We start from the raw sequence: 21,053 nt of genomic DNA, 5'->3' as shown, positions 1-21,053 counted from the left end.
TGGGGCACCCTGGACATCGATGCCGGACGACCTGCTCATCGCACACAACCCCGAAGAGGGCACCTCACTGCCCTACCTGCTGCGGCTGCCGCTGGGTCCCGGCGGAATCGTGCTCAAGACGCGCGAGACGTGGCCACGCACGACCAAGGTCTATTGCCAGCGGGTGGCCGAGTGGCCCGACGACGCCGAGATCGTCGAGCGCCTGCCCATCCGCTCGATCAGCCGGCGGGGGGCGGCGATCGACCTGGTGTTGCAGCGGGGCCGGGAGAACCGCTCGCAATTCGTGCTCACCCGCGCCCGCGGGCGCGAGATGGTGTTCTGGCAGTCACGCCGCACCGCCAAGCAGGCCCGCCCCAACGTGACGGTGCCCAGGGCACGCGCCCACGGAAGGGTCGTCGACATCGTCGTCGACACCCGCGAACGCTACGGTTACAAGTTCTCCGCACAGCAGGCCGACGTGATCAAGCGGGGCTTGCCGGTCGGCGACTACGCGGTCTTCGATGGCGACGACCTCGTCGCGACCGCCGAACGCAAGAGCATCGACGACCTCGCGTCGAGCCTCCTGTCGGGCAAACTCACCTACCTTCTCGCCGATCTGGCTGCGCAGCCCCGCGGCGCGGTGATCGTCGACTCCGGCTATGCGGCACTGTTCAAGCTCGAACACGCGCCCGCTGCACGGGTCGCCGACGCGGTGGCCGAGGCGCAGGCCCGCTTCCCGTCGGTGCCCATCGTGTTCTGCGAAACGCGGGCGCTGGCCCAGGAGTGGCTGTATCGGTGGTTCGGCGCCTGCCTGGCCGAACGAGAGCTGCACCGCGCGGGGGAACTGGCCAGAACGCAGCTGAGTGCCGACGACTCGACGACAGCAGACTCTGCCGAGCCGGATCGCGAACCGCCCGCTCCGCGCCCGGCCGGTCCGGCGGAGATCCGTGCGTGGGCGCGGTCGGCGGGGTGGTCGATATCCGATCGCGGCCGGATTCCCGCGGAGGTCGTGGCCGCATTTGCGGCCCGCGCCACTACTTCGGGCGAATGACGTGCCAACCCGGACATTCGAGCCGAAGCGGTCGAGAACATCGCCGTGTGGCGGCAGGCACGCTACATTGACTCCCGCAATAGGGTCGGCCCGATCCCGGCCGTGTCACCAGAACGAGGGGGAATGATGAACGCTCCGAACCCGCCCTATGGGCAACCGCAACCGTATCCGGGCCAGTCGCCGTACGGGCAGCCCCATCCCGGACAGCCGCAGCAGCCGTATCCGCCGCAGCCCGGGCAGGCGTACGGTCAGCCGCCCCAGGGTCCGTCCCCCTACGGGGCACCCGCACCGGGACAGCAGCCGCCCGCACCGGCCTACGGACAACAGCCGCAGCCGGCGCCATACCCGGCGGCCCAGGCGCCGGGCGCTTTTCATCCGGGTGGCGGGCAGGGCGCGCCGCCCGTGCAGGCCGGTCAGCAGCAGGGCGTCGTCATCGATACCAAGTTCTTCCCGCTGGCCTGGATGCTGACCTTTTTCAAGCCGACGATCACCGTCGACGGGTACGACCTGCCCGCCACGACGTGGGGACGAAACCAGATCCCGCTGCCGCCAGGACAACACCACGTGCATGTGCATGTCCCGTATTTCCTGCCGCCGCGCATCGGGCCCGCCGATCTGCCGGTGACGGTTGCCCCGGGACAGTCCGTCGAACTCGAGTACCGCGCGCCCGTGTGGACGTTCAGCCGCGGTTCACTGGGGCCGGGGCCGCAGAGCTACAACGGGGTGGGCGCGTCGATCGCGATTTTCGCCGTCGCGATCCTCCTCATCCTGCTCATCATCTTGCTTCCGGCTCTGGCCGCGTAAGGGGATTCCTCGGCGTCACCCCGTCACGGTGACGCCGGGGCAGACAAGATTTTGACGAAGTCTTGGCGCCACACGGTCTTTCGCGGCGGTCGGCGGGTCGGTAGACCAAGGGAGTGAGTTTGTTCGACTTGCTGCCCTCCCTGAAAGGCGTTCTGGTGTCCCGATCTTTCGATCCCGCTCTCTGGCCGGTTCCCATCCACGCATCCGGTTCGGACATCATCATCGGCACGACCGATGTGTGTGCTGAGGTCCTTCGTCACACATGTGGCTACTACGTCGATTCCGCCGGCGAGCCGGTGTGCCCGGCGGCCGACGACGACGCGCGGCACCCGGTGCTCGTCACGCGGATCGCGGCCGCGCAGGTCGCCGGCGGCCGTGCCGTCGTGCACATCGACGCTGCGCTGCCCCTCAACAGCGCGATCGCCGACCTGGCCTTCGCGGGGCAATGCCTGGCCGGTGCGACCCTCGCCGACATCACCGTCGTCGACGCCGCCGGGCATCGGCGCACGGTCCACGCCGAGCTGCCGGCGAGCATCGTCGCCACCGAGACGATCGTCATCGCGCTGCGGCCGGTCGCCGACCGCGCGCGGATCGCCGTCTGAGCGGTCTTCAGACCGCCGAGTCCGGGAACGCGATCACGATTGTGGGTCGACTCGGAGATTGGGTGTCCTGCGGCACGCACATTCCCGAAGTCGGCCCACAACAGCCGGTCCGATCGAGGCGACCGCTCGCGACGCGCCGGGCCAGCGACCCAGACTTCTCCCAGACTCGTGCCCTAGCCTCGAAAGTATGAGTGTCCTGGCAACGACGCCGCGTCCCGGCGTGACGCCCCGCCGAGAGGTCCGTCGGCCGACGGGCCTCGGCGTGGCCGTTGTCACCGCCGTGATCGCGCTGCTCCTCGCGGCTGCGGTGTACGGCATCGCGGTCCGGACCTCGTGGGGTCAGCTCGTCGACCAGTACGTGCTCGACGCGGTGCGCCGCTCGTCGCCGGTGGCCCACGTCCCGCATCTGTTGACGGTGCAGGCGGTGACCGATCCGCGGATCTGGGTGGTCGCGGCGATGCTCGCCGTCGCCGGGTCGGTGGTCCCGGCCGTCACCGGTCGCGCGCCGGTCGGCGTCGCGATCGCCAAAACTGCAGCGCTGCTTGCCTTTCCGTTGGTCATCGTGTTGCTCGTCCGCTTCTTGCGGGATGGCGTGCTCGTACGCCCGCAGCTGCATTCGTGGATCGCCGAGACATCCAACTCGGCGCCTTCCGGCCATACCGCGGCGGTCACCTCCTGTGTGGTGGTGCTCATCGCGGCCGCACCGAAGTGGTTGCGGCCGGTCGTCGTGGCGCTCGGCGCGACGTGGGCGTCGGTCGTCGCGTTCGGGCTGATCGCCGACGGCTGGCACCGGCCCAGCGATGTGGTGATCTCGGTGCTGATCGTCGTCGGACTCGGCGCACTACTCCCCGATCCGTACGCCGATTCGCCGGCACCGCGTGGATCGGCGGTGCTGCGGGCCGCAGCGGCCTTGGTCCCGGTGGTGGCGACGCCGCTGATCGTCGAGACCTCCTACACCGATCCGCGCCAGATCGTGACCGCGGTCGCCATCGCGGTGGCCATGGGTCTCGCCCTCGCCTGCTACCGGCCGTGCGCCTACCGGTCGTCCCGAACCCTCTGACCCGCGCGTATCGCGTTACGGCGCAGCCATGCGCGGCGTCACGTGGGCCAGTACGCCGGTCAGGTGGAACCGGAACCGTGCGCGATGATCCGGCGTGCATCGATCCTAGAAGAGGAAGCATCACCAATGATGCCATTGACTACTGTCACGGTTGGTGGTGTCATCGGGGGATGACAGTGGAGCAACTCACATCCACCAGCGACTCCGGACCCGACGAGGTGTCTGCCCGCCTGCTCGAGTCCGCCGCGCTCCTCTCCCGCAACGCCATGACCGAGATCGACTGGTCGGCGCCGATGGACCCGGCCAAGTACGGCTGCAGTCCGGAATGGTCGACGCTCTATGGCACCCCGTACTGGGAGGAGATGACCGAGGAGCAGCGGATCCGGCTGACCAGGCACGAGTTCGCGTCGATCATGTGCATCGGCATCTGGTTCGAGATGTTGTTGCAGGGCATCGTGATCCGCGACCAGTACCTCGCCGACTATCACCGTCCCGAGTTCCAGTTCGCGCTCACCGAGGTCGCCGACGAATGCCGGCACTCGATCATGTTCGCCAAGGCGAGCGAGAAGATGGTCGGCACGTCGTACAAGCCACACCCGCGACTCGGCCGCTTCGGCAAGTTCTTCATGGCGACCGTCACCGACGAGGTCGCCTACGCCGGCATCCTCGCCGCCGAGGAGATCCTCGATGTGTTCCAGCGCGGCTGCATGCGCGACGAGCGGGTCCTGCCGTTCATCCGCACCGTCAACGAGATCCACGTCCTCGAGGAATCCCGGCACATGAAGTTCGCGCGTGAAGAGGTGCGCAAGTCGATGCGCGAGGTCGGTTGGCTGCGTCGGCAGTGGAGTGCGTTCTACCTCGCCGTCGCGGCGTCGTACATCTTCATCAGCCTGGTCCGGCCGCAGGCCTACCTCGACGCCGGACTCGACCACCACCGCGCCATCGGCGAGATGCGACGCAACCACCACTTCCAGTCGATGGTGCGCACCGGCTGTGCCCATCTCATGGGGTTCCTCGACGAGGTCGGCCTGCTCACGCCCGCCGCGGCGCGCGTGTACCGCAAGGTACACATGCTCTGAGTGTCGCTGTGGTCCAGTTGCCGAGTCAGACGGCGGGCTGCACCGGCGCGTGCTTCAGCTCACGCAGAGCGGTGCGCAGACCGCGGCGCTTCCCGGTGACCGGGTCGACGCCGAAGTGGTTCGACATGCCACCACGGATGGCGAACCGGAGTTCGGAGGCGGTCTCCGGCGCATCGTCGGACGTCGCCTTCAGCAGGGCGTTGGGCACGGCGAGTTTGAGAATCGTGCGGAACGACTGCGCATACTGATGCAACAGGCTGCCCGTGGTGTAGGGCAGATCGTATTTGTCGCACAGTTCACGGACCCGCACGCCGATCTCCTCGTAACGGTTGCTGGGCAGGTCGGGGAACAGGTGGTGCTCGATCTGGTGACTCAGGTTGCCGCTCATGAACCGCATGAGCGGCCCGGCCCGAAAGTTGGCCGACCCCAACATCTGTCGCAGATACCAGCGCGGCTGATCCTCTTCCTCGTACTCCTTGACGGTGAATTTCTCGGCACCGTCGGGGAAGTGCCCGCAGAAGATCACCATGTACGTCCAGTAGTTGCGGATGAAGTTCGCGGTGACGTTCGCGGTGAGCGTGCTCCGCCAATTCGGTCCCGCGAGCACTGGGAAGATGACGTAATCCTTGGCGGCCTGCTTGCCGACCTTGCGGGCGATGATCTTGAGATCCTTGGCCGCCTGCCGGTAACTCTTCTTCTTCTTGCGGAGCTTCTCGGTCTCCAGATGATGGAGTGCCACACCGTATTCGAAGAAGGTGCCGAGCGTCAGGTTGTAAATCGGGTTGCCGATGTTCCACCACTCCCACCGCTGATCGCGGGTCACGCGCAGAATCCCGTAACCCACGTCGTCGTCCAGACCGACGATGTTGGTGTACTTGTGGTGCACAAAGTTGTGCGAATGCTTCCACTGCACGCTCGGACACGTGGTGTCCCACTCCCACGACGACGAGTGGATCTCGGGATCGTTCATCCAATCCCACTGGCCGTGCATGACGTTGTGGCCGAGCTCCATGTTCTCGATGATCTTGGCCAGCCCGAGCATCGCGGTGCCGGCAAACCAGGCCGGTTTACGATTGCTGAACATCAGCGTCACCCGGCCCGCGGCGGCCAGTCCGCGTTGAAACGCAATGGTGCGCTTGATGTATCGGGCGTCGGCGTCGCCCCGGGACTCCTCGATGTCGCGCCGGATCGCATCGAGTTCGGCTCCCAGCGCCTCGACATCGGCGTCGGTGAGATGGGCGTATTGATCGATGTCGGTGATAGCCATGTGCATCGTCCTCCGGTCGGGTTCTTCGGACTGGTCATCCGGCGGTGACGCCGGAACGGGGTACGGCCGCGGCCTGGACCGGCACCCTGGGCATTACATGTCGAGTGTGCATTCGCCGGAGACCGAGCTGATACAGGTCTGGATGCGCTCCCCCTCGCGTCGTTCGTCTCCGGTGCGCAGATCCCGGGCGTAGCCCTGTGCGAGCGGCACCACGCAGGTCTGGCAGATGCCCATCCGGCAGCCGAAGGGCATCTGAATCCCGAGGTTCTCGCCGGCCTCGAGAAGGGTTGTCGCGCCGTCGATTTCCGCCGTCTTACCGGACTTGGCAAAGGTGACCGTGCCGCCCTGGCCGCCGAAGTCGGTGCGCGCGATGGCGAAGCGTTCGATGTGCAACTGCTCGCGAATCCCGGCTTCGTCGAAGGTGGATTCGATCTCGTCGAGGAATGCCACCGGTCCGCACGCCCAGCACGACCGCTCCCGCCAATCCGGGACCTCGGAGTCGATGTCGTCGAGCGAGAACTTGTCGTCGGAGCGGGTCAGGTGGAGCTGCAGCGAATACGTCGGCACCTGCTCGTCGAGCGACTCGAGCTCGTCGAGAAAGATCGTCTCGTCGCGGGTGGGCGCGGAGTGCACGTGCACCGTGTCGGGGATCTCGCCGTGGGCACTCATCGACCGCAGCATGCCGATGACCGGGGTGATGCCGCTGCCTGCGGTGAGGAACAGGAGGGAATCGGGCAACGGCTCGGGGAGATGGAAGTCGCCTTTGGGGGCGGCGAGCCGGATGACGGTGCCCGGTGCGACGCCGTCGACGAGGTGGGTCGAGAGGAAGCCGTCCGGGTTGGCCTTGACGGTGATGGAGATGGTGTCGTCGATGTTCTCACCGAACGAGGTCAGCGAATACGAGCGCCAGTGCCACCGGCCGCCGACCTGAAGGCCGATGCCGACGTACTGGCCGGCCTTGTAGGTCGACGGGAAACCCCAACCGGTCTTGATGGTGACGGTCGCCGAGACATCGGTCTCCTTCTGCACGCCCAGGATTCGGCCGCGCAGTTCCCGCGCCGACCACAACGGGTTGAGCAGGTGCAGGTAGTCGTCGGGCAACAGCGGTGTGGTGGCCCGTGCGACGAGGCCCCGCACAATGTTGACCTGCGGTTTCTTGGCGTTGACGTCCGCGGCTGGACGCTTGCTCCAGCGCAAAAGATTCATCGGTCTCCCTCCGCCCGCTGTGTGCACGACTGTACACGCGCTCGGTGGCCTACATCACAGATCGATCTGCACGTCCAGCACGTGGGCGCCCCACGCCGGCAGCCGCACGAAGATGTCGGGGTCGGGGACGGCGGGCCGGTCGTACCGATCGCCGGTGACGAGGTCGGTGAGTGACGCGACGGTGCCGTCGAGTTCCGGCCATTCGGTGCGGACGCGTCCGACGGCCTCGTCGCCGTCGAGGTTGACCACGAACAGCGCTCGCCGCTCGGCGTCGGCCCAGGACCAGGCGATCAGACCGGGGCCGCCGGGCCGGTCGGGCCACCCGAGGACCTCGCATGCGGCGAACGTGCCGCCGCGCACCGGACTCTGCTGCAGGACGATCAGCAGTGCGCGGTAGAACAGCCGCAAGTCGGCGTCGAGCGGTTCGTCGGGTTCCCGGCGCAGTTGCACCGGCAGGCGGATGGTACGGCCGTCGGCCTGGCCGTCGTGGATCAGGCGGGCGCCCGGCTGGGAGAGCGCGGTGATGGCCGCGGTCCGATGCCGGTCGCCGAAGACGGCCTGGGCACGGGGTTCGTCATGGTTCTCGATGAATCGGAGCCGGCCCGTCGGGTCGGTGTCGTCGCGGATGAGGCGCGCAACGTCGCGTGGGTGATGTTCGAGGGCGTCGGTGAAGGCCTTGTCGTAGCAGTGGTCGAAGCCCTGCACTCGCAGTTGCGGTTCTGTGCCCCAATAGGATTCGGCGATGAATACGAACTCCGGATGGGTGTGGCGGATCTCCGGGATGACCTGGGTCCAGTAGTCGTCGGTGGGCGCGTCGCCGACTCTTCCGGCCCAGGTGCGCGCGAAGATCTCGGTACTCACCAGCATCGCCATGTCGCACCGGACGCCGTCACATAAGTCGGCGACCCTGCGCAGGGTGTCGATGGCTGCTCGTCGGGTATCGGGGTGGAACACGTCGAGCTGCACCACGTCCCGCCAGGGCGGAAAGTGCGGATCCCGGCCGTTGGCGAGCACGTTGGGCCCGACCCGCACGAACGCGTCCCGGTGCGCGGCAAGGTCGTCGTCACTGCCGCCCACGAACCGCTCGGGATGTTCGGTGGTCCAGGCGTGGTCGGTGGCCAGATGATTGGGCACGAAGTCCAGGATCAGCCCCATTCCGCGGTCGGCCAACGCGGCCCGCGCGGCGGCGAGACCGGCAGCGCCGCCGAGGTGATCGTCGACGGTGTAGTCGCGGATGCAGTACGGCGAGCCGACCACATCGTCGGGGGTGAAATCCGGCAGGGCGGCGCGGAAGGTGTGTACGAGCGGCTCGTCTGCCTGGGCGGTCTCCACGCCTGCGGGGCTGCGCTGCCAGACCCCCATCAACCAGATCGCGTCGACGGGTCCGGGAGCGACGTCGTCCCAGACCTCGTCGGGCACCGTGGCGAGCGTGACCGGCCGACCGAGCTCCCGGCCGATGCGTTGGAGCCACGGCCAAGTGTTGATCTCGTAGATGACGGGATCGGGCTGCACGATCGACACTGTGCCAGATGGGCGCGCTCGGCGTGTGGGAGAGCGCTGTCGGCTGGCCTGCGTGGCTGCTGTCCACCGCTGTGACAACTGTTCACTGGTGGGACGAAACTGGTTGCAGCCCTTGTGGATTGATCGTCGAACACTTGCGCGTCGAACAAATCTTCTGCTAGACTGGACCCATCGCATGATCATCCAGGGGGGGATTCCATGATCGACGTCACCGCACCTTCGGTTTTTCTGTCGGCAGAGCTCTACGCGAACCTCATCGCGCAACTCGACGACCGCACCTACAGTCCAGACCTCACCTCGCGTGAAGCATTCGCGGCGATGCAGCAACTGATCACCTTGCGCAACAAGGTCGATCACCTCGCTGCGACGTTGACCGGCGAATTCGACCGCCTCAAAATGACCGCACCCCAAGGCCGTTCCGTGCGACAACTGTTGATCACCATGGGAATCGCGCCCGCCGTTGCCGGCCGACTTGTTCGCATCGGAACCGCCACGGATATCGACGGTTTGCGCAGACATACCGTCGACGGTGCCATATTCCTCGACCACGCCGACGCCGTCGTCCTCGGACTCGGCCACATCGAGTCCCGCGCCGGCGAGCCCGTCACCCCCGAAGAGCGTCGCGACCACACCCGCGCCCTCGTCTCCCAAGCCTTAGCCGGGATGAGTCCCGCCGAAATCGGTAAGCACGCACGCCAACTCGGCAATCTCCTGGCGGACGACACCGACGGAAAGCCGGCCGCCGAAGACAAGACCGTCAACGAACTCGGCTACCACAAGACCAGCGACGGCCGCCTCGACGTGCGCGCCAACCTCGATGCGGTCGCCGGGGAGAAACTCCACAGCCTCGTCGAGAGTTTGTCCGCGCCAAAGCCGCAGCCCGACGGCTCCCTCGACCCGCGTCCCGCCGATCGTAGACGTGCCGATGCTTTCGAAACGGTCCTCGAACTCGCCGAACGAGGCCTTGCCGACGAGACCGTGTCCTGCAAACCCACCGGCGGGGTATTGCTGACCATCCCCGCCGACACACCGAAGCTGTCTGCGTTGGAGTTCATGGGATCGGTCACGCCCGCCACCGCGAAAGCACTGGGGTGCGATGCGTCGGTCACCGTCGTCATCGTCGACGGCGACCAGGTGCCGTTGAATGTCGGACGCGAGAAGCGTCTGTTCACCCCGGCACAACGAAAAGCATTGCTACTCCGCGACGAATGCTGCATCAAATGTGGTGCGGCCGCCTCGCGCACCCAAGCGCACCACCTCGTGTCGTGGGTCGACGGCGGACCCACCGACCTCGACAACGGCTGCCTCCTGTGCACGGCGTGCCATCACGATGTCCACGACAGAGGCTGGGATGTCGTGATGGGCTTCGACCGGCATCCCTGGCTCATCCCGCCCGCCGGTGTCGACCCTCGACGACGACCCCTACCCGCCTACAACCGACGCACCCTGCACCTCGACGACGCCGCCTGACACCAACAGCCTGAAACAAGGGTTTCCCACACCTACTTTCCGACCCTGCACCCGGCACGCCGGGACCGCAACCGTTCGTTGAGAACTTCATACGGCGCCGCCCCAGCCACGGGGCTTTCACCTGCCGGCACCGGTGCTAGCGGGCGCTGTCGGTGAGCTTCCAGCGGGTCGCGGCGCTCTGGTGCTCCCAGAACTTCGCGAAACGACCACCGGCGGCGAGCAATTCGTCGGGTCGGCCGTCCTCGACGACGGAGCCACGATCGAGCACGATGACGCGATCGGCGCGCCGGATGCCGGCTTGGCGATGGGCGACGATGAGACGGGTACGCGGACGGTCGTCGGCCGACAGGGCATCGACGACCGCCCGCTCGTTCTCATTGTCGAGAGCGCTGGTGGCCTCGTCGATGAGCAGGACCGGGGCCGGCTTGACCAGCGCGCGAGCGATGCTGACGCGCTGGCGTTCGCCACCGGAGAGGACCGAACCCCCTTCACCCACACCGGAATCCGTACCGGAGTGGAGCCGATCGGTGATCTCGTCGACACGTGCGAGGGCGGTGGCCCGCTGCAACCGGCCGGTGTCGGCGGTCGGGTCGCCGGCGGCGACGTTGTCGGCGATGGAACCCTCCATCAGGTACGGCTCCTGGAACACCATGCTGATGAGAGCGCGCCGCGAGGGGTGGTCGAGTTCGGCGACATCGACGTCGTCGAACAGGATACGGCCCGACGTCGGCTGAAGCAGGCCGGCGATGAGGCGCAGGATCGTGGACTTGCCCGAGCCGGACGGGCCGACGATGGCGGTGGCGGAGCCCGGCTCGATAACCAGGTCGAGACCCTCGAGGACCGGTTCGCTCGGATCGCCGTAATGGAAACCGACTCCCTCGAACGTGATCCGCGGCGCGGTCGCCGGCGCCCGCTGTGTGCGCGTCCCCTCCGCGAGAACCGGCGCATCGAGGACGGCGCGGATGCGTCGCAACGTCAGGCGTACCGATTCGAGGCCGCCCGCGAGTTCGCCGAGGGCGGCGAACGGTTCGAGATACCGCACGGCGACCACGATGAGTGCGACGGCCTGCGCGGTCGAGACGTCGCCGCGGACGGTCAGCCAGGCGGCGGTGGCCGCCAGGGCGAAGAGCGAGAGTTGTGCGGCGATCGTGAACAGCAGCTGTCCGGGGACCTGCAACAGCAGCAGCTTGACGATGGTGCCGTGCTGTCGGGCCACGGCGTCACCGGCCAGGCTGCGGGCGGGTTCGGCACGCCGGGCGACCCGTAGCGCCTGCTGGGTGCGCGCGAATTCGACGACGCGCTCGCCGAGTTCGGCGTTCGCCTCGTCGGCGGCCTGATCTGCACGACGACTGATCGCGCCGGTTCCCCACAACGCTCCGAGCAGGAGCGGCACCCCGGCGAGAGCGACGAGTGCGAGTTGCCAGGAGATGGCGAACAAGGCGAGCGCGATGACCGTCGGCAACAGGACCGCACCGACCAGCGGCACCACCAGATAGATGACGACGCCGACCAGGTCCGGTCCGGTGGCGGCGATCGCCTGCCGCGCGGTCGCGGTGTTCTGCGCACCGAACCACGGCAATCGGACGCGCGAAAGACGCTCGGCCACAGCATGTTGCCCAGTGTTGAGCAGGGTGAAGCCGAGGTCGTATGAGACACGCGATCCGGCCCAGTCGGCGGCCCAGCCGAGCACGGTCGCCAGCGTCAGACCACCCAGCCACGCCAGTGCGTCGCCGTGCCGGCCGTCGAGTAGTGCCGATACCAACGGCACCAGCAGTACGACCCCGACGGCGCGCGCGATCACCGAGAGGACGGTGAAGACGACGAACTGACGCAGACGCGGACGTGCCTGCGGCGGCAGCAACGAAATCAGGGTGATGATCATCGCCGGGCTCCTTCGTTCAGGTCCGCGCCGCTCAGGTCTGCCCCGTTCAGGTCTGGGCCGTTCAGGTCCACTGCATCCGGCGAATCGGCAGTCTCCGTCGCGTCCCACAAGCTGCGGTAGCGGCCGCCGGCTTCGAGAAGTTCGGCGTGCGTGCCGGATTCGGCGATCCGGCCGCCGTCGAGGACGACGATCGTATCGGCGTCGGCGATCGTGTGCAGGCGGTGCGCGATCACGAGGACGGTACGTTCGGCCGCCAGGCGACTCAGCGATTGCTGCACAAGGAATTCCGCTTCCGGATCGGCGAAGGCGGTGGCCTCGTCGAGGATCAGGATCGGGGCGTCGGCGAGGAGGGCGCGGGCGATCGTCAACCGTTGTCGCTCACCACCGGAGAGGGCGGCGTCGGGTCCGAGGAGTGTGTCGTAGCCGCTGGGCATCGCACGAATGCGTTCGTCGATGTTGGCGGCACGCGCGGCCTGCTCGATCCGCTCGCGGGGCGCGTCGGGGACGGCGAGAGCGATGTTGTCGGCGACGGTGCCGGTGACCAATTGCGTGTCCTGCAGGACGAATCCGAGGTGACGGTACAGCTCGTCGGACTCCATCGTCCGGATGTCCCGCCCGTCGATGCGGATGGCGCCGGCGTCGACGTCGTGGAAGCGCGCCAGCAGCGCCGCCAACGTCGACTTGCCGGAGCCGGAGGGCCCGACCAGCGCGGTGACGGAACCGGGCGCCAACCGCAGCGAGACGTCCTGCACCACCGGCCCGCCCGGACGGTAACCGAAGGTCACGGCGTCGAAGACGACCTCTCCGGTGGCGGCGGTCGGTGCCGCCGGCGCGGGCGCGGCGCCGAGTTCCTGCTCGTCCAAGGTGTTCTGGATGTCCCGTGCGGCCAACATCCCGGCCTTGAGTCCGCTGACCCCGTAGCTGATGCCCATCAATCGCGCCCCGAAGGTGGTGCCCAACAGGAGGAACGGGATGAGATCGATCGGCGCGACCACTCCCCCGACGACTAAGCAGGTACCCACCGCCGCGATCAGCCACAAGAAGGTGGTCGGGCGGGTGACGAGGTCCATCACGGTCTTGGTCCGCACGAACGGGCGCTGCCACTCCTCGAGGAAGTCGATGTATTCGTCGAGCCGGGCCCGGAAGCGGGAGTCCATCGAACCACCGAACACGCGGATCACCGGCTGTGCCTCGAGATACGCTGCCGCCTCGCCGTTCATTCGTTCGGCCCAGGTCAGCGACACCGGGATCTTGGCGCCGGACGCGATGACCATCCGGTACATGGCCAGCACATAGCCGATGACGGGTACGAGCAGGAACAGGGCGACGGCCCAGTTGACGATGAACAGATAGATCAGCACCGCGATCGGGGCGACGACCGCCGCGACGGCGTCGAGTACGGCATGGGTGACCAGATAGTGCAAGGACAGCGTCGAGTCCTGGACGAGGGACTTGATGCTGCCGGAGTTGCGGGCGCCGAACCAGCTCAGCGGAAGTCGGGCTAGTTTGTGCAGCAATCGGATACGCAGGTCTCGGGAGAACCGCGCGTCGACGCTGTGCAACCACAGCAGCAGGAGCGATTCGAGCAGCGCCCCGGCCCCGAGCAGGATGACGGCAAGGATTCCGACGAACCAGAGTTGACCGGAATCGGCGTCGCCCAGCAGGCGGCGGGACAGTTCTACGAGCAGCACGTACGGTGCGAGCTGCAGCAGGGTGACGACCGCCTGCAGGACTCCCGCGACGGTCAGGATCGGCTTCAACGGGGCGAGGAGCCGGCCCGCGGCGTTGGCGCGCCATTGGCCGCGTGGTGCGGCGCTCGGGTCGTCGGTCGCGGCCGGCGACGACTCGGCGGGTGCCGGCGAGATGGTCTCCACCGCTGCTTCGACGGTCTCGACGGGTGCCGCGCCGTCCGCGCCCTCGGCATCGGGGTCGCGCTCCTTGCCCATGGCCTTGCCCTGCGCCCAGTAGGCCTGCACATGGGTTTCCGACCGGGGGAATCCGAACGTCTTGAGACGTTTGCGAATCTCCTTGAGCGAATTGGATTCCGGCCCGGCCCACGCGTACCAGTCGGACCAGTCACGATCCTCGAGCGCGGCGGCCAGTGCGCTTGCGTCGGTGCGCCGCACCCAGTGCAGCCGTTGCCGCGGATGGCTGTTCAGCGGAATGTCCCGGTCCGCGGGATCGTGTTCTTCCAGGTAGATCTCGATCGGGATGTGGTGCGGCACCGTGGCGACGATCGAGTTGATCGCCGGGATCGAGGCCGAATCCCCGATCACCAGGTATCCCGCGGGCGGATTCTCCGCGGGCACCTCGAACGGCACCGAACTCATGTACATCACTGCGATGGTCTGCCCGGCGTCGGCTTGCCGGGCCCACTGCGACGCTGGGCCGGACGGATCGTGCAGGACGAAGTCGAGGGCGAACGTCCCGGCGTCGGCGTCGGCCTCGGCGAAGGTGTAGCCGCGCTGGTGCTCGCGTCCCTCGCCGTCCGGGAACCAGCCCCGAATCCACGAGGTCGGGCCGGTCAGCGCCTCCTCGAAGAGTGTGTCGGATCGGAATCTGATGCGTACGACGTGTGAGGTGCGTTGCTCGACGCCGGTGACCGCCGCCAGGTGATCACGCGCGCCGAACGCGCGCATGACCGCTCCCCCGAATCCACGGGACATCCGCCAACCCCCATCACTAGTTGCCGTCACATCATCTGTGCGGCCGATCCGAACGCGGCTCGGATCGTCGCACAGCTTAGGGCAGGCTAACAAACGTTGGTCGGTGACGACAGTGCGCACGCGATGGCGCACTCGCACGCTGTCGGGGGGCAGGCGAGCGCTGTCAGCGTCGCTTGATGAGTGCGGCGATCCCGGCCAGCAGCACCACGACCCCGGCAAGCAAGGTGAGCCAGAGTCCGATGCCGACGTGGACACCCTGCGCCGAGAGGTCGCCGACGCGGGAAATGTCGCCGACCGCGAACACCACGATGCAGGCGCCCACCAACGAAGCGAAGAATCGGTTGAGCCGCCGCTGTACCGCCCGTATACCGACCGGGTGCGGCACCAACCGATTGACGAGAAACGCATCGGCCACACCCCTGGCGAATGCGGACACGCCGAACAGTGCGGTCATGACGCCGTCGGAGGCGCCGACATCGGAGTAGCCGACGCCGGTGACCCTCACCGCGCCGCCGGTCCAGGGCAGGAAGGCGGCGACGACGGCGAGCAGGCCGGCGCCTGCGAGTACACCGGCGATGATGCGCGCCGCGCGCGAAACCGGCTCGGCGGGTGGAGGTATTGCGAGGCCGTGGCTTTGCAGGTAACCGGGCGCGGACAGGAACGGGGCACGGTCAGCAGGCCCGTCCGAATCCGGCGGATGGAGGGGCTGGGCGGGTTGAGCCGGATGACTGGTGAAGGCGGGGCGCTGGGCACTGGGATCGGGATGGGTCATGATGTCTCTTGGGTCGGGGTGAACATGTCCCCACGACGGTAGGAGGGTGACAGGCCGCAGCGCACCACTTGTTCATCTGCCGGAACGACGGGGCACCCGTGATCCCGAAAGCGAGTAGTCGACTACGCGTGCGCCGCATACGGCCACGCAAACGGTCACTCCCCGTTCGGGTTTCGGTCGGCGACTGGTGGCAGGGTATCGCGGATGCGGCCGGCCGGCGGTGTTCCGGTGGGTACACTCGGCACAGACCTGCCTGTCAGCCCGAAACTGGTTGGGCTGCAACGCTGTGCCAGGAAAGTGAGGCGTCAGATGGTCCGCTTTGCCGCGGTTGCCGTACTCGTCCTTGTCGCGGTGGCCGCGATCGTCGCTGCGGTTCTCGGGCCGTGGGGATGGATCATCGCCGCGGTGCTCCTGGTTCCGCCGGCCGCCGTGGCCGTCTACGACCTCATCCAGCGTCGTCATTCGATCCTGCGGAACTACCCAGCGCTCGGGCACATGCGGTTCTTGCTCGAGGACGTGCGGCCGGAGATCCAGCAGTACTTCATCGAGCGCAACTTCGACGGCCGGCCGTTCGATCGGGACACCCGCTCGCTGATCTACGAGCGCGCCAAGGGCACGGCCGCCGAACTCTCCTACGGCACCGAACGCGACATCGATCGCGCCGGCTATGAATACCTCGTCCATTCGACGGCACCGGTCGAGAATCCGCCCGAGCCGTTCCGGGTACGCATCGGCGGCCCCGATTGCACACAGCCGTATGACATGGCGCTACTGAACGTGTCGTCGATGAGTTTCGGCGCACTGTCGGGCAATGCGTTGCGCGCCTTGAACAACGGCGCAAAGAAGGGTGGCTTCGCCCACGAGACCGGCGAGGGCGGGCTGACGCCGTATCATCTCGGCGGCGCCGACGTGGTCTGGGAGATCGGGTCCGGATACTTCGGAACACGCACCGACGACGGGCATTTCGATCCCGACCAGTTCGCCGAGAAGACCGCCGACGACCGCGTCAAGGCTGTCAACATCAAACTGAGTCAAGGAGCCAAACCGGGCGTCGGCGGGGTGCTGCCCGCCGCCAAGGTCAGCGCCGAGATCGCCCGGTACCGGGGTGTGCCGCAGGGCGAGAAGTGCGTGAGTCCGGCAGCGCATTCGGCGTTCTCGACGCCGCGCGAGCTGATCCGGTTCGTCGCGCGACTGCGGGAGTTGTCCGGCGGCAAGCCCGTCGGGTTCAAACTCTGCGTCGGGTCCCGCACCGACGTCCTCGCGATCTGCAAGGCCATGCTCGCCGAGCAGCTCACCCCGGACTTCATCGTCGTCGACGGCGCCGAGGGCGGAACAGCCGCTGCCCCACTGGAATACGAGGATCACGTCGGGCTGCCACTGACCGACGGGCTGATGACGGTGCACAACGCCCTCGTCGGTACCGGGCTGCGCGACCGGATCACGATCGGCGCCAGCGGAAAAGTGGCCTCCGGCAACGACATCGTCAAGCGGCTGATCCAGGGTGCCGACTACACCAACGCCGCCCGCGCAATGATGATGGCGGTGGGCTGCATTCAATCGCAGCGCTGCCACACCAACCACTGCCCGGTCGGCGTCGCGACCCAGGATCCGCGGCGGGCCCGCGCACTCGACGTCGGCGACAAGAGCGAGCGGGTGTATCGGTTCCAGGAGGCGACCGTGTCACAGGCGATGCGGATCATGGCCTCCATGGGCGTCGATGACCACTCGCAACTGAACCCGCACATGTTGCGTAAACGGCTGTCGGCCACCGAGCAGAGTTCCTACGCGGAGATCTTCGAGTGGCTCGACAACGGAATTCTGCTATCCGATCCCCCGGCTTCGTGGCGCTCGGACTGGGAGCGCGCCGACGCGGACTCGTTTCGGCCGTAGGCCGGGCGTGGTGCTCGCGGCCGGTCCATGACGCGTCACCTCGTTCGGTCGTCGCCCACCAACCCGTGGAGCTCCCACTCGGCGGCCCCGGCAAGGAGTTCCCGGTCGGCGCCTCGCCGGCCGATGAGCTGCACTCCGATCGGCAGCCCCGTGGTGTCCTCGGCGCCGACCGGTACCGTGACGCTCGGCGCCTGACACAGCGAGGTGACCGTGCACCATGTCAGCATCTCGGTTGCCGGGTATCGCTGTCCGTCGATGTCGATCTCGCGGTCATCGATCGGCACATCCGATACCGGTGGCGCCACCACGGGAGCCACCGGCGCCACGACGACATCGACGTCGTCCAGGAGTCGGCTCCACTCGAGTCGGGCGCGTGCCTGGGCCTCCAGCAGCGCCAGCAACGGGCGCGCGTCGGCCTCGCCGTCGACGCCACCGTGGGCGCGTTCTGCCGCCATCAACCCGTGGTAGGTGGCCAGGGCATCATGTGAGCCGTGGCGCGGGACGACCGGGACTACCTCGATGCCGCTGCGCCGCAACACATCCAGCCACGAGTCGATGGCGATGCGCACCGATTGCCCGGTGCGTGGCGACTCCGGCATCCAGATGCCGATCCGTTGCCACGGCCGTCGCTCCGCCGGCCGTGGCATATGGCCCCGCAGTATCTCGTTCGTCGCGAGCAGCACCTCGGCAGGCAAGCGGAGGTCGGCGACCCGCGGTGCGATCACGCCCACCGTCGACGACGGCGGCGTCACCACGATGTCGGTGGGCCACGGCAGATGCCTGGCCTTCGAGATGATGCCGTGAGTGGGCCGCCAGGCACTCACTCCACAGAACATGGCGGGCACTCGGACGGAGCCGGCCATGTCGCTGCCGAGATCGAAGGCGACCTGGCCGGTGGCCACGGCTGCCGCACCGCCCGAGGACCCACCGCCGGTTCGACTGCTATCCAGCGGATTTCGGGTGTGTCCGAACTCTTCCGAACATGCCTGGTAGTCGTCGAGCAGCCGCGGCACGTTGGTCTTGCCGACGATCACGCACCCGGCCGCACGAAGCGCGGCGACGGCGGGCGCATCGTCGTCGGCGATATGCGACTGCGCCACGATGCCGTGACTGCTCACCATTCCGCGGACGTCGAAGGAATCCTTGATGCTGATCGGGATACCGGCCAGTGGCCCGACCGGTCGTCCGGCGTCTCGCGCGGCGTCGATATCGCGGGCCGATCGGCGGGCGCCGTCGACATCGAGACGAACCACCGAGTTCACGGCCGGACCGGTGTCCGCAAGGGCCGCCAGCGAGCGTTCTACTCGCTCGGTCGCCGAGAGTTGCGATGGCATGCGGCTACTTGCGTCGTCCGGAGTCGGGAATGAAGCGCTCGAGCACGAGCGACTCGACGGCGGTCGTGATCGTGTACGCGAGTACCGAGGAGATGGTGGCGACGACGGTGATCGTCCACATCTTCGGGTAATCCGAGTCCGTCTTCGCCGACACGATGCCGGCGCCCAGCCCGGTGTAGGTGAACAGCCATTCGTACAGCATGGCGGCCATGATCGCGCCCGGCACCGCAATACGAAGCGCCGCAAAGAAGTACGGGAGCGCTGCCGGCAGTGCGGCACGGGTGACCACCGTCCACCGGTTGCCGCCGTTCACGACGATCAGATCGATCAGTTGGGACGAGACGGAGCGGAACCCGAGTGCCATGTTCACCAGGATGGGGAAGAACACGACGACCGCACCGACCAGGGCCGCGGTCACCTTGCCGTTGCCGAACACAATGTAGATCACCGGTGCCATCGCCAACAGCGGCACGGTCCGCAGTAGCATCGCGAGCGGCATGAACATGTACTCGACCGGTTTGGCCAAGGCGAACGCCATGGCCACCAGTACCGCCCCGACGACGCCGGACAGGAGTCCGAGTCCGGCATTTCCCATCGTCACGGCCAGCAGACCACCGATATCCGAGCGGTGGGCACCGGCCTGGGCGCCGCTGAAGAGATAATTCCAGACATCGGTCGGCGTCTTGGCGATGTAGGAGCTCACGTCCTTGGTGTTGAGGACGGCAACCCAGATACCGGCGACGATCGCCAAGGACACGACGGTCTCGACGATGGTGATACCGAGCCGCCGAAGCGCACCGTATGTCACGATCGGCTCCCCTCAGACCACGGGCTCGCGAGCCGCCCGATCAGAGAAATGATCCAATAGCCCAGTCCCGCAACAGCTCCGCCGGTGATCGCCAGCGCCCACAGGTCGAGCGGATTGTTGTTGCTCTGCGCCGACAGGATCTGGATACCCAGGCCGGAATCGACCCCGAGCAGGTAGTACTCACCGAGGACCGCGCCCAGAAAGGATGCGGGCACCGCGATCTTGCACGCCGCGACGATGGCCGGGATCGCAGCGATCAGCCGCACCCGTCGCAGTTGATCCAGTCGGCTGCCACCTGCTGCGGTGACCACTTCCAGCTGTACCGGCGACGCGGCACGCAGCCCGACGATGATGCCGATCACCGAGGTCAGTATCACCGTCATCGCGGCGAGGATGATCGACGGTGCCCGGCTCCCGGGAGCGGAGATGATGGTGATGACCGGGCCCAGCGCGGTCAACGGAATACACGCCGTCACCACGGCCAATTGCGTGATCAAGCCCTCCAGCAGTGGAAGCAGCAATGCAACGATCGCCATTGCGAAAGCAATCAGATTGCCCCAGAGGAATCCCTGGGCCGCCGATCCGACCGTGTCGAACACCGACGTCCAGTACGCACTCGACGAGAAGTCGTCGAGGAGCGTCGTGACCACTCGCCACGGATAGGGAATGGACTGCGACTTGGCGAAGAACACTGCGGATACAAGGGTCCAGATCACCAGGATGGCCACCACACCCAACAGCCCACCCAGCCAACTCGACGACATGTTCAGGCGAGGCCGTGCGAAGCTCACGCGACTTCGGGCGCCGACAGTGACGGTTGCATCAGCCATGGCCGCCTCCATGCCCGTCGAAGAGCAGTGCGGAGAGCTGATCGCAGTAGTCGTGGAATTCGCTGGTGCGCATGATCTCCGGGGTCCGCGGCCGCGGTAGGTCGATTTCGACGAGGGCTGCGATCGCCCCCGGCCGGGGCGTCATCACCGCCACCACATCCGACAGGAATGCCGCCTCGGCGATACCGTGCGTCACCATCAGCGTGGTCGCCGGCCGCTCACCGACGATGCGCTGCAGTTCGACATTCATTCGTTGCCGCGTCATATCGTCGAGCGCGCCGAAGGGTTCGTCGAGCAGCATCACCGACGGCTGCAGGGCCAGGCACCGCGCGATCGACACGCGCTGGCGCATACCGCCGGACAGGTGCGCGGGCTTGGCGGCTTCGAATCCACCCAACCCCACCAGATCGATCAGGCCGTCGATCAGCCCGGGCTCCGGGGTGATGCCCGCGACCTGCAGCGGCAGCCTGATGTTGCTGACCACCGACCGCCAGGGCATCAGCGCCGAATCCTGGAACGCCACCCCGAGCTGATGGCTGCCGCGCACCTCCGCCGGACTCTGACCGTTGATGATCACCGTGCCCGAGGTGGGGGCCTCGAGCCCGGCAAGGATCCGGAAGATGGTGGACTTGCCACATCCCGATGGACCGAGCAGCGACAGGAAACTGTCCTTCTTGGTGCCGAGATCGATGGGCGCGAGTGCATCGACGGCCTTGCGGCCGCCACCGAACCTCTTGGTCAGGTCGCGGAGGTGGATGCCGGTGGCGAGCTGCGGCGACGTGGTGGGGTCCAGGGTCGCCAGCGACGACGACGTGGTCTGTTGCGCTGTCAT

General features: G+C 67.3%; 17 protein-coding genes. 7 read left to right on the top strand and 10 right to left on the bottom strand.

From position 1 onward, the window contains the following. Nucleotides 1-19: 19 nt before the first annotated feature. The 5 genes from ACLQ3C_RS12715 (at nt 20) to ACLQ3C_RS12695 (ending at nt 4,575) form a co-directional block, all read left to right on the top strand. On the top strand, nt 20-1,030 hold the full coding sequence (locus ACLQ3C_RS12715; protein WP_425705423.1) for an ERCC4 domain-containing protein: 1,011 nt from the start codon (nt 20-22) through the stop codon (nt 1,028-1,030). Between the two features lie 123 nt (nt 1,031-1,153). Beyond that, the gene (locus ACLQ3C_RS12710) at nt 1,154-1,834 is read left to right on the top strand and encodes a hypothetical protein (RefSeq protein WP_425705422.1); all 681 of its coding nucleotides are present in this window, start codon (nt 1,154-1,156) and stop codon (nt 1,832-1,834) included. 113 nt (nt 1,835-1,947) lie between these two features. Then, a complete protein-coding gene (locus tag ACLQ3C_RS12705; RefSeq protein ID WP_425705421.1) occupies nt 1,948-2,436 on the top strand; it encodes a hypothetical protein in 489 nt (162 codons plus the stop codon). A 187-nt stretch (nt 2,437-2,623) separates the two neighbouring features. Beyond that, nucleotides 2,624-3,496, top strand: a complete 873-nt coding sequence (locus ACLQ3C_RS12700) for a phosphatase PAP2 family protein (RefSeq protein ID WP_425705420.1) — start codon at nt 2,624-2,626, stop codon at nt 3,494-3,496. A gap of 170 nt (nt 3,497-3,666) precedes the next feature. Next, nucleotides 3,667-4,575 carry an AurF N-oxygenase family protein gene (locus tag ACLQ3C_RS12695; protein ID WP_425705419.1) on the top strand — a complete coding sequence of 303 codons (909 nt, stop codon included), beginning with the start codon at nt 3,667-3,669 and terminating at the stop codon, nt 4,573-4,575. Nucleotides 4,576-4,600: 25 nt separating this feature from the next. On the opposite strand, the gene ACLQ3C_RS12690 is transcribed toward ACLQ3C_RS12695, so the two are convergent. The 3 genes from ACLQ3C_RS12690 to ACLQ3C_RS12680 all read right to left on the bottom strand — a co-directional run bounded on the left by ACLQ3C_RS12690 (nt 4,601) and on the right by ACLQ3C_RS12680 (nt 8,560). Continuing rightward, nucleotides 4,601-5,842, bottom strand: coding sequence for a fatty acid desaturase family protein (locus ACLQ3C_RS12690; protein ID WP_425705418.1), 1,242 nt, complete (start codon nt 5,840-5,842; stop codon nt 4,601-4,603). Nucleotides 5,843-5,935: 93 nt separating this feature from the next. Then, nucleotides 5,936-7,048, bottom strand: coding sequence for a ferredoxin reductase (locus tag ACLQ3C_RS12685; protein ID WP_425705417.1), 1,113 nt, complete (start codon nt 7,046-7,048; stop codon nt 5,936-5,938). 54 nt (nt 7,049-7,102) lie between these two features. Beyond that, nucleotides 7,103-8,560, bottom strand: a complete 1,458-nt coding sequence (locus tag ACLQ3C_RS12680) for an alpha-amylase family glycosyl hydrolase (protein WP_425705416.1) — start codon at nt 8,558-8,560, stop codon at nt 7,103-7,105. A 207-nt stretch (nt 8,561-8,767) separates the two neighbouring features. Here ACLQ3C_RS12680 and ACLQ3C_RS12675 point away from each other — a divergent pair, with 207 nt between their 5' ends. Further along, a complete protein-coding gene (locus tag ACLQ3C_RS12675; RefSeq protein WP_425705415.1) occupies nt 8,768-10,039 on the top strand; it encodes a DUF222 domain-containing protein in 1,272 nt (423 codons plus the stop codon). A gap of 136 nt (nt 10,040-10,175) precedes the next feature. Here ACLQ3C_RS12675 and ACLQ3C_RS12670 read toward each other — a convergent pair whose 3' ends face one another. The 3 genes from ACLQ3C_RS12670 to ACLQ3C_RS12660 form a co-directional block, all read right to left on the bottom strand. After that, on the bottom strand, nt 10,176-11,921 hold the full coding sequence (locus ACLQ3C_RS12670; protein WP_425705414.1) for an ABC transporter ATP-binding protein: 1,746 nt from the start codon (nt 11,919-11,921) through the stop codon (nt 10,176-10,178). Continuing rightward, nucleotides 11,918-14,587, bottom strand: coding sequence for an ABC transporter ATP-binding protein/permease (locus ACLQ3C_RS12665; RefSeq protein WP_425705413.1), 2,670 nt, complete (start codon nt 14,585-14,587; stop codon nt 11,918-11,920). Before ACLQ3C_RS12665 ends, ACLQ3C_RS12670 begins: the two co-directional genes overlap by 4 nt. Nucleotides 14,588-14,750: 163 nt before the next feature. Beyond that, nucleotides 14,751-15,359: a hypothetical protein gene (locus ACLQ3C_RS12660; protein ID WP_425705412.1), complete on the bottom strand. Its 609-nt coding sequence runs from the start codon at nt 15,357-15,359 to the stop codon at nt 14,751-14,753. A 309-nt stretch (nt 15,360-15,668) separates the two neighbouring features. Between ACLQ3C_RS12660 and ACLQ3C_RS12655 the strand changes: the two genes are divergently transcribed. Beyond that, nucleotides 15,669-17,249, top strand: a complete 1,581-nt coding sequence (locus ACLQ3C_RS12655) for an FMN-binding glutamate synthase family protein (protein WP_425705411.1) — start codon at nt 15,669-15,671, stop codon at nt 17,247-17,249. Between the two features lie 35 nt (nt 17,250-17,284). On the opposite strand, the gene ACLQ3C_RS12650 is transcribed toward ACLQ3C_RS12655, so the two are convergent. Genes ACLQ3C_RS12650 through ACLQ3C_RS12635 form a run of 4 tightly spaced genes read right to left on the bottom strand, consistent with a single transcriptional unit; the run spans nt 17,285 to nt 21,053 of the window. Continuing rightward, on the bottom strand, nt 17,285-18,583 hold the full coding sequence (locus tag ACLQ3C_RS12650; protein WP_425705410.1) for an amidase family protein: 1,299 nt from the start codon (nt 18,581-18,583) through the stop codon (nt 17,285-17,287). A gap of 4 nt (nt 18,584-18,587) precedes the next feature. Then, nucleotides 18,588-19,391: an ABC transporter permease gene (locus ACLQ3C_RS12645; protein WP_425705409.1), complete on the bottom strand. Its 804-nt coding sequence runs from the start codon at nt 19,389-19,391 to the stop codon at nt 18,588-18,590. Next, a complete protein-coding gene (locus ACLQ3C_RS12640) occupies nt 19,388-20,221 on the bottom strand; it encodes an ABC transporter permease (RefSeq protein ID WP_425705408.1) in 834 nt (277 codons plus the stop codon). The genes ACLQ3C_RS12645 and ACLQ3C_RS12640 overlap by 4 nt, the downstream gene beginning before the upstream one ends. After that, the gene (locus tag ACLQ3C_RS12635; RefSeq protein ID WP_425705407.1) at nt 20,214-21,053 is read right to left on the bottom strand and encodes an ABC transporter ATP-binding protein; all 840 of its coding nucleotides are present in this window, start codon (nt 21,051-21,053) and stop codon (nt 20,214-20,216) included. The genes ACLQ3C_RS12640 and ACLQ3C_RS12635 overlap by 8 nt, the downstream gene beginning before the upstream one ends.

Origin of the sequence: Gordonia sp. DT30, from assembly GCF_049844915.1 — a bacterium.
Taxonomy (GTDB): domain Bacteria; phylum Actinomycetota; class Actinomycetes; order Mycobacteriales; family Mycobacteriaceae; genus Gordonia.
The sequence above is the reverse complement of the archived record's forward strand: the minus strand, read 5'-3'. Positions and strand labels throughout refer to the sequence as shown.

Excerpts from the sequence above, each read along its gene's own strand:
- ACLQ3C_RS12635 (WP_425705407.1), bottom strand. The coding sequence starts at position 21,053 with ATGACAGCGCAACAGACCACGTCGTCGTCGCTGGCGACCCTGGACCCC.
- ACLQ3C_RS12695 (WP_425705419.1), top strand. The coding sequence starts at position 3,667 with ATGACAGTGGAGCAACTCACATCCACCAGCGACTCCGGACCCGACGAG.
- ACLQ3C_RS12675 (WP_425705415.1), top strand. The coding sequence starts at position 8,768 with ATGATCGACGTCACCGCACCTTCGGTTTTTCTGTCGGCAGAGCTCTAC.
- ACLQ3C_RS12670 (WP_425705414.1), bottom strand. The coding sequence starts at position 11,921 with ATGATCATCACCCTGATTTCGTTGCTGCCGCCGCAGGCACGTCCGCGT.
- ACLQ3C_RS12685 (WP_425705417.1), bottom strand. The coding sequence starts at position 7,048 with ATGAATCTTTTGCGCTGGAGCAAGCGTCCAGCCGCGGACGTCAACGCC.
- ACLQ3C_RS12710 (WP_425705422.1), top strand. The coding sequence starts at position 1,154 with ATGATGAACGCTCCGAACCCGCCCTATGGGCAACCGCAACCGTATCCG.
- ACLQ3C_RS12660 (WP_425705412.1), bottom strand. The coding sequence starts at position 15,359 with ATGACCCATCCCGATCCCAGTGCCCAGCGCCCCGCCTTCACCAGTCAT.
- ACLQ3C_RS12665 (WP_425705413.1), bottom strand. The coding sequence starts at position 14,587 with ATGTCCCGTGGATTCGGGGGAGCGGTCATGCGCGCGTTCGGCGCGCGT.
- ACLQ3C_RS12690 (WP_425705418.1), bottom strand. The coding sequence starts at position 5,842 with ATGGCTATCACCGACATCGATCAATACGCCCATCTCACCGACGCCGAT.
- ACLQ3C_RS12700 (WP_425705420.1), top strand. The coding sequence starts at position 2,624 with ATGAGTGTCCTGGCAACGACGCCGCGTCCCGGCGTGACGCCCCGCCGA.
- ACLQ3C_RS12650 (WP_425705410.1), bottom strand. The coding sequence starts at position 18,583 with ATGCCATCGCAACTCTCGGCGACCGAGCGAGTAGAACGCTCGCTGGCG.
- ACLQ3C_RS12655 (WP_425705411.1), top strand. The coding sequence starts at position 15,669 with ATGGTCCGCTTTGCCGCGGTTGCCGTACTCGTCCTTGTCGCGGTGGCC.
- ACLQ3C_RS12640 (WP_425705408.1), bottom strand. The coding sequence starts at position 20,221 with ATGGCTGATGCAACCGTCACTGTCGGCGCCCGAAGTCGCGTGAGCTTC.
- ACLQ3C_RS12715 (WP_425705423.1), top strand. The coding sequence starts at position 20 with ATGCCGGACGACCTGCTCATCGCACACAACCCCGAAGAGGGCACCTCA.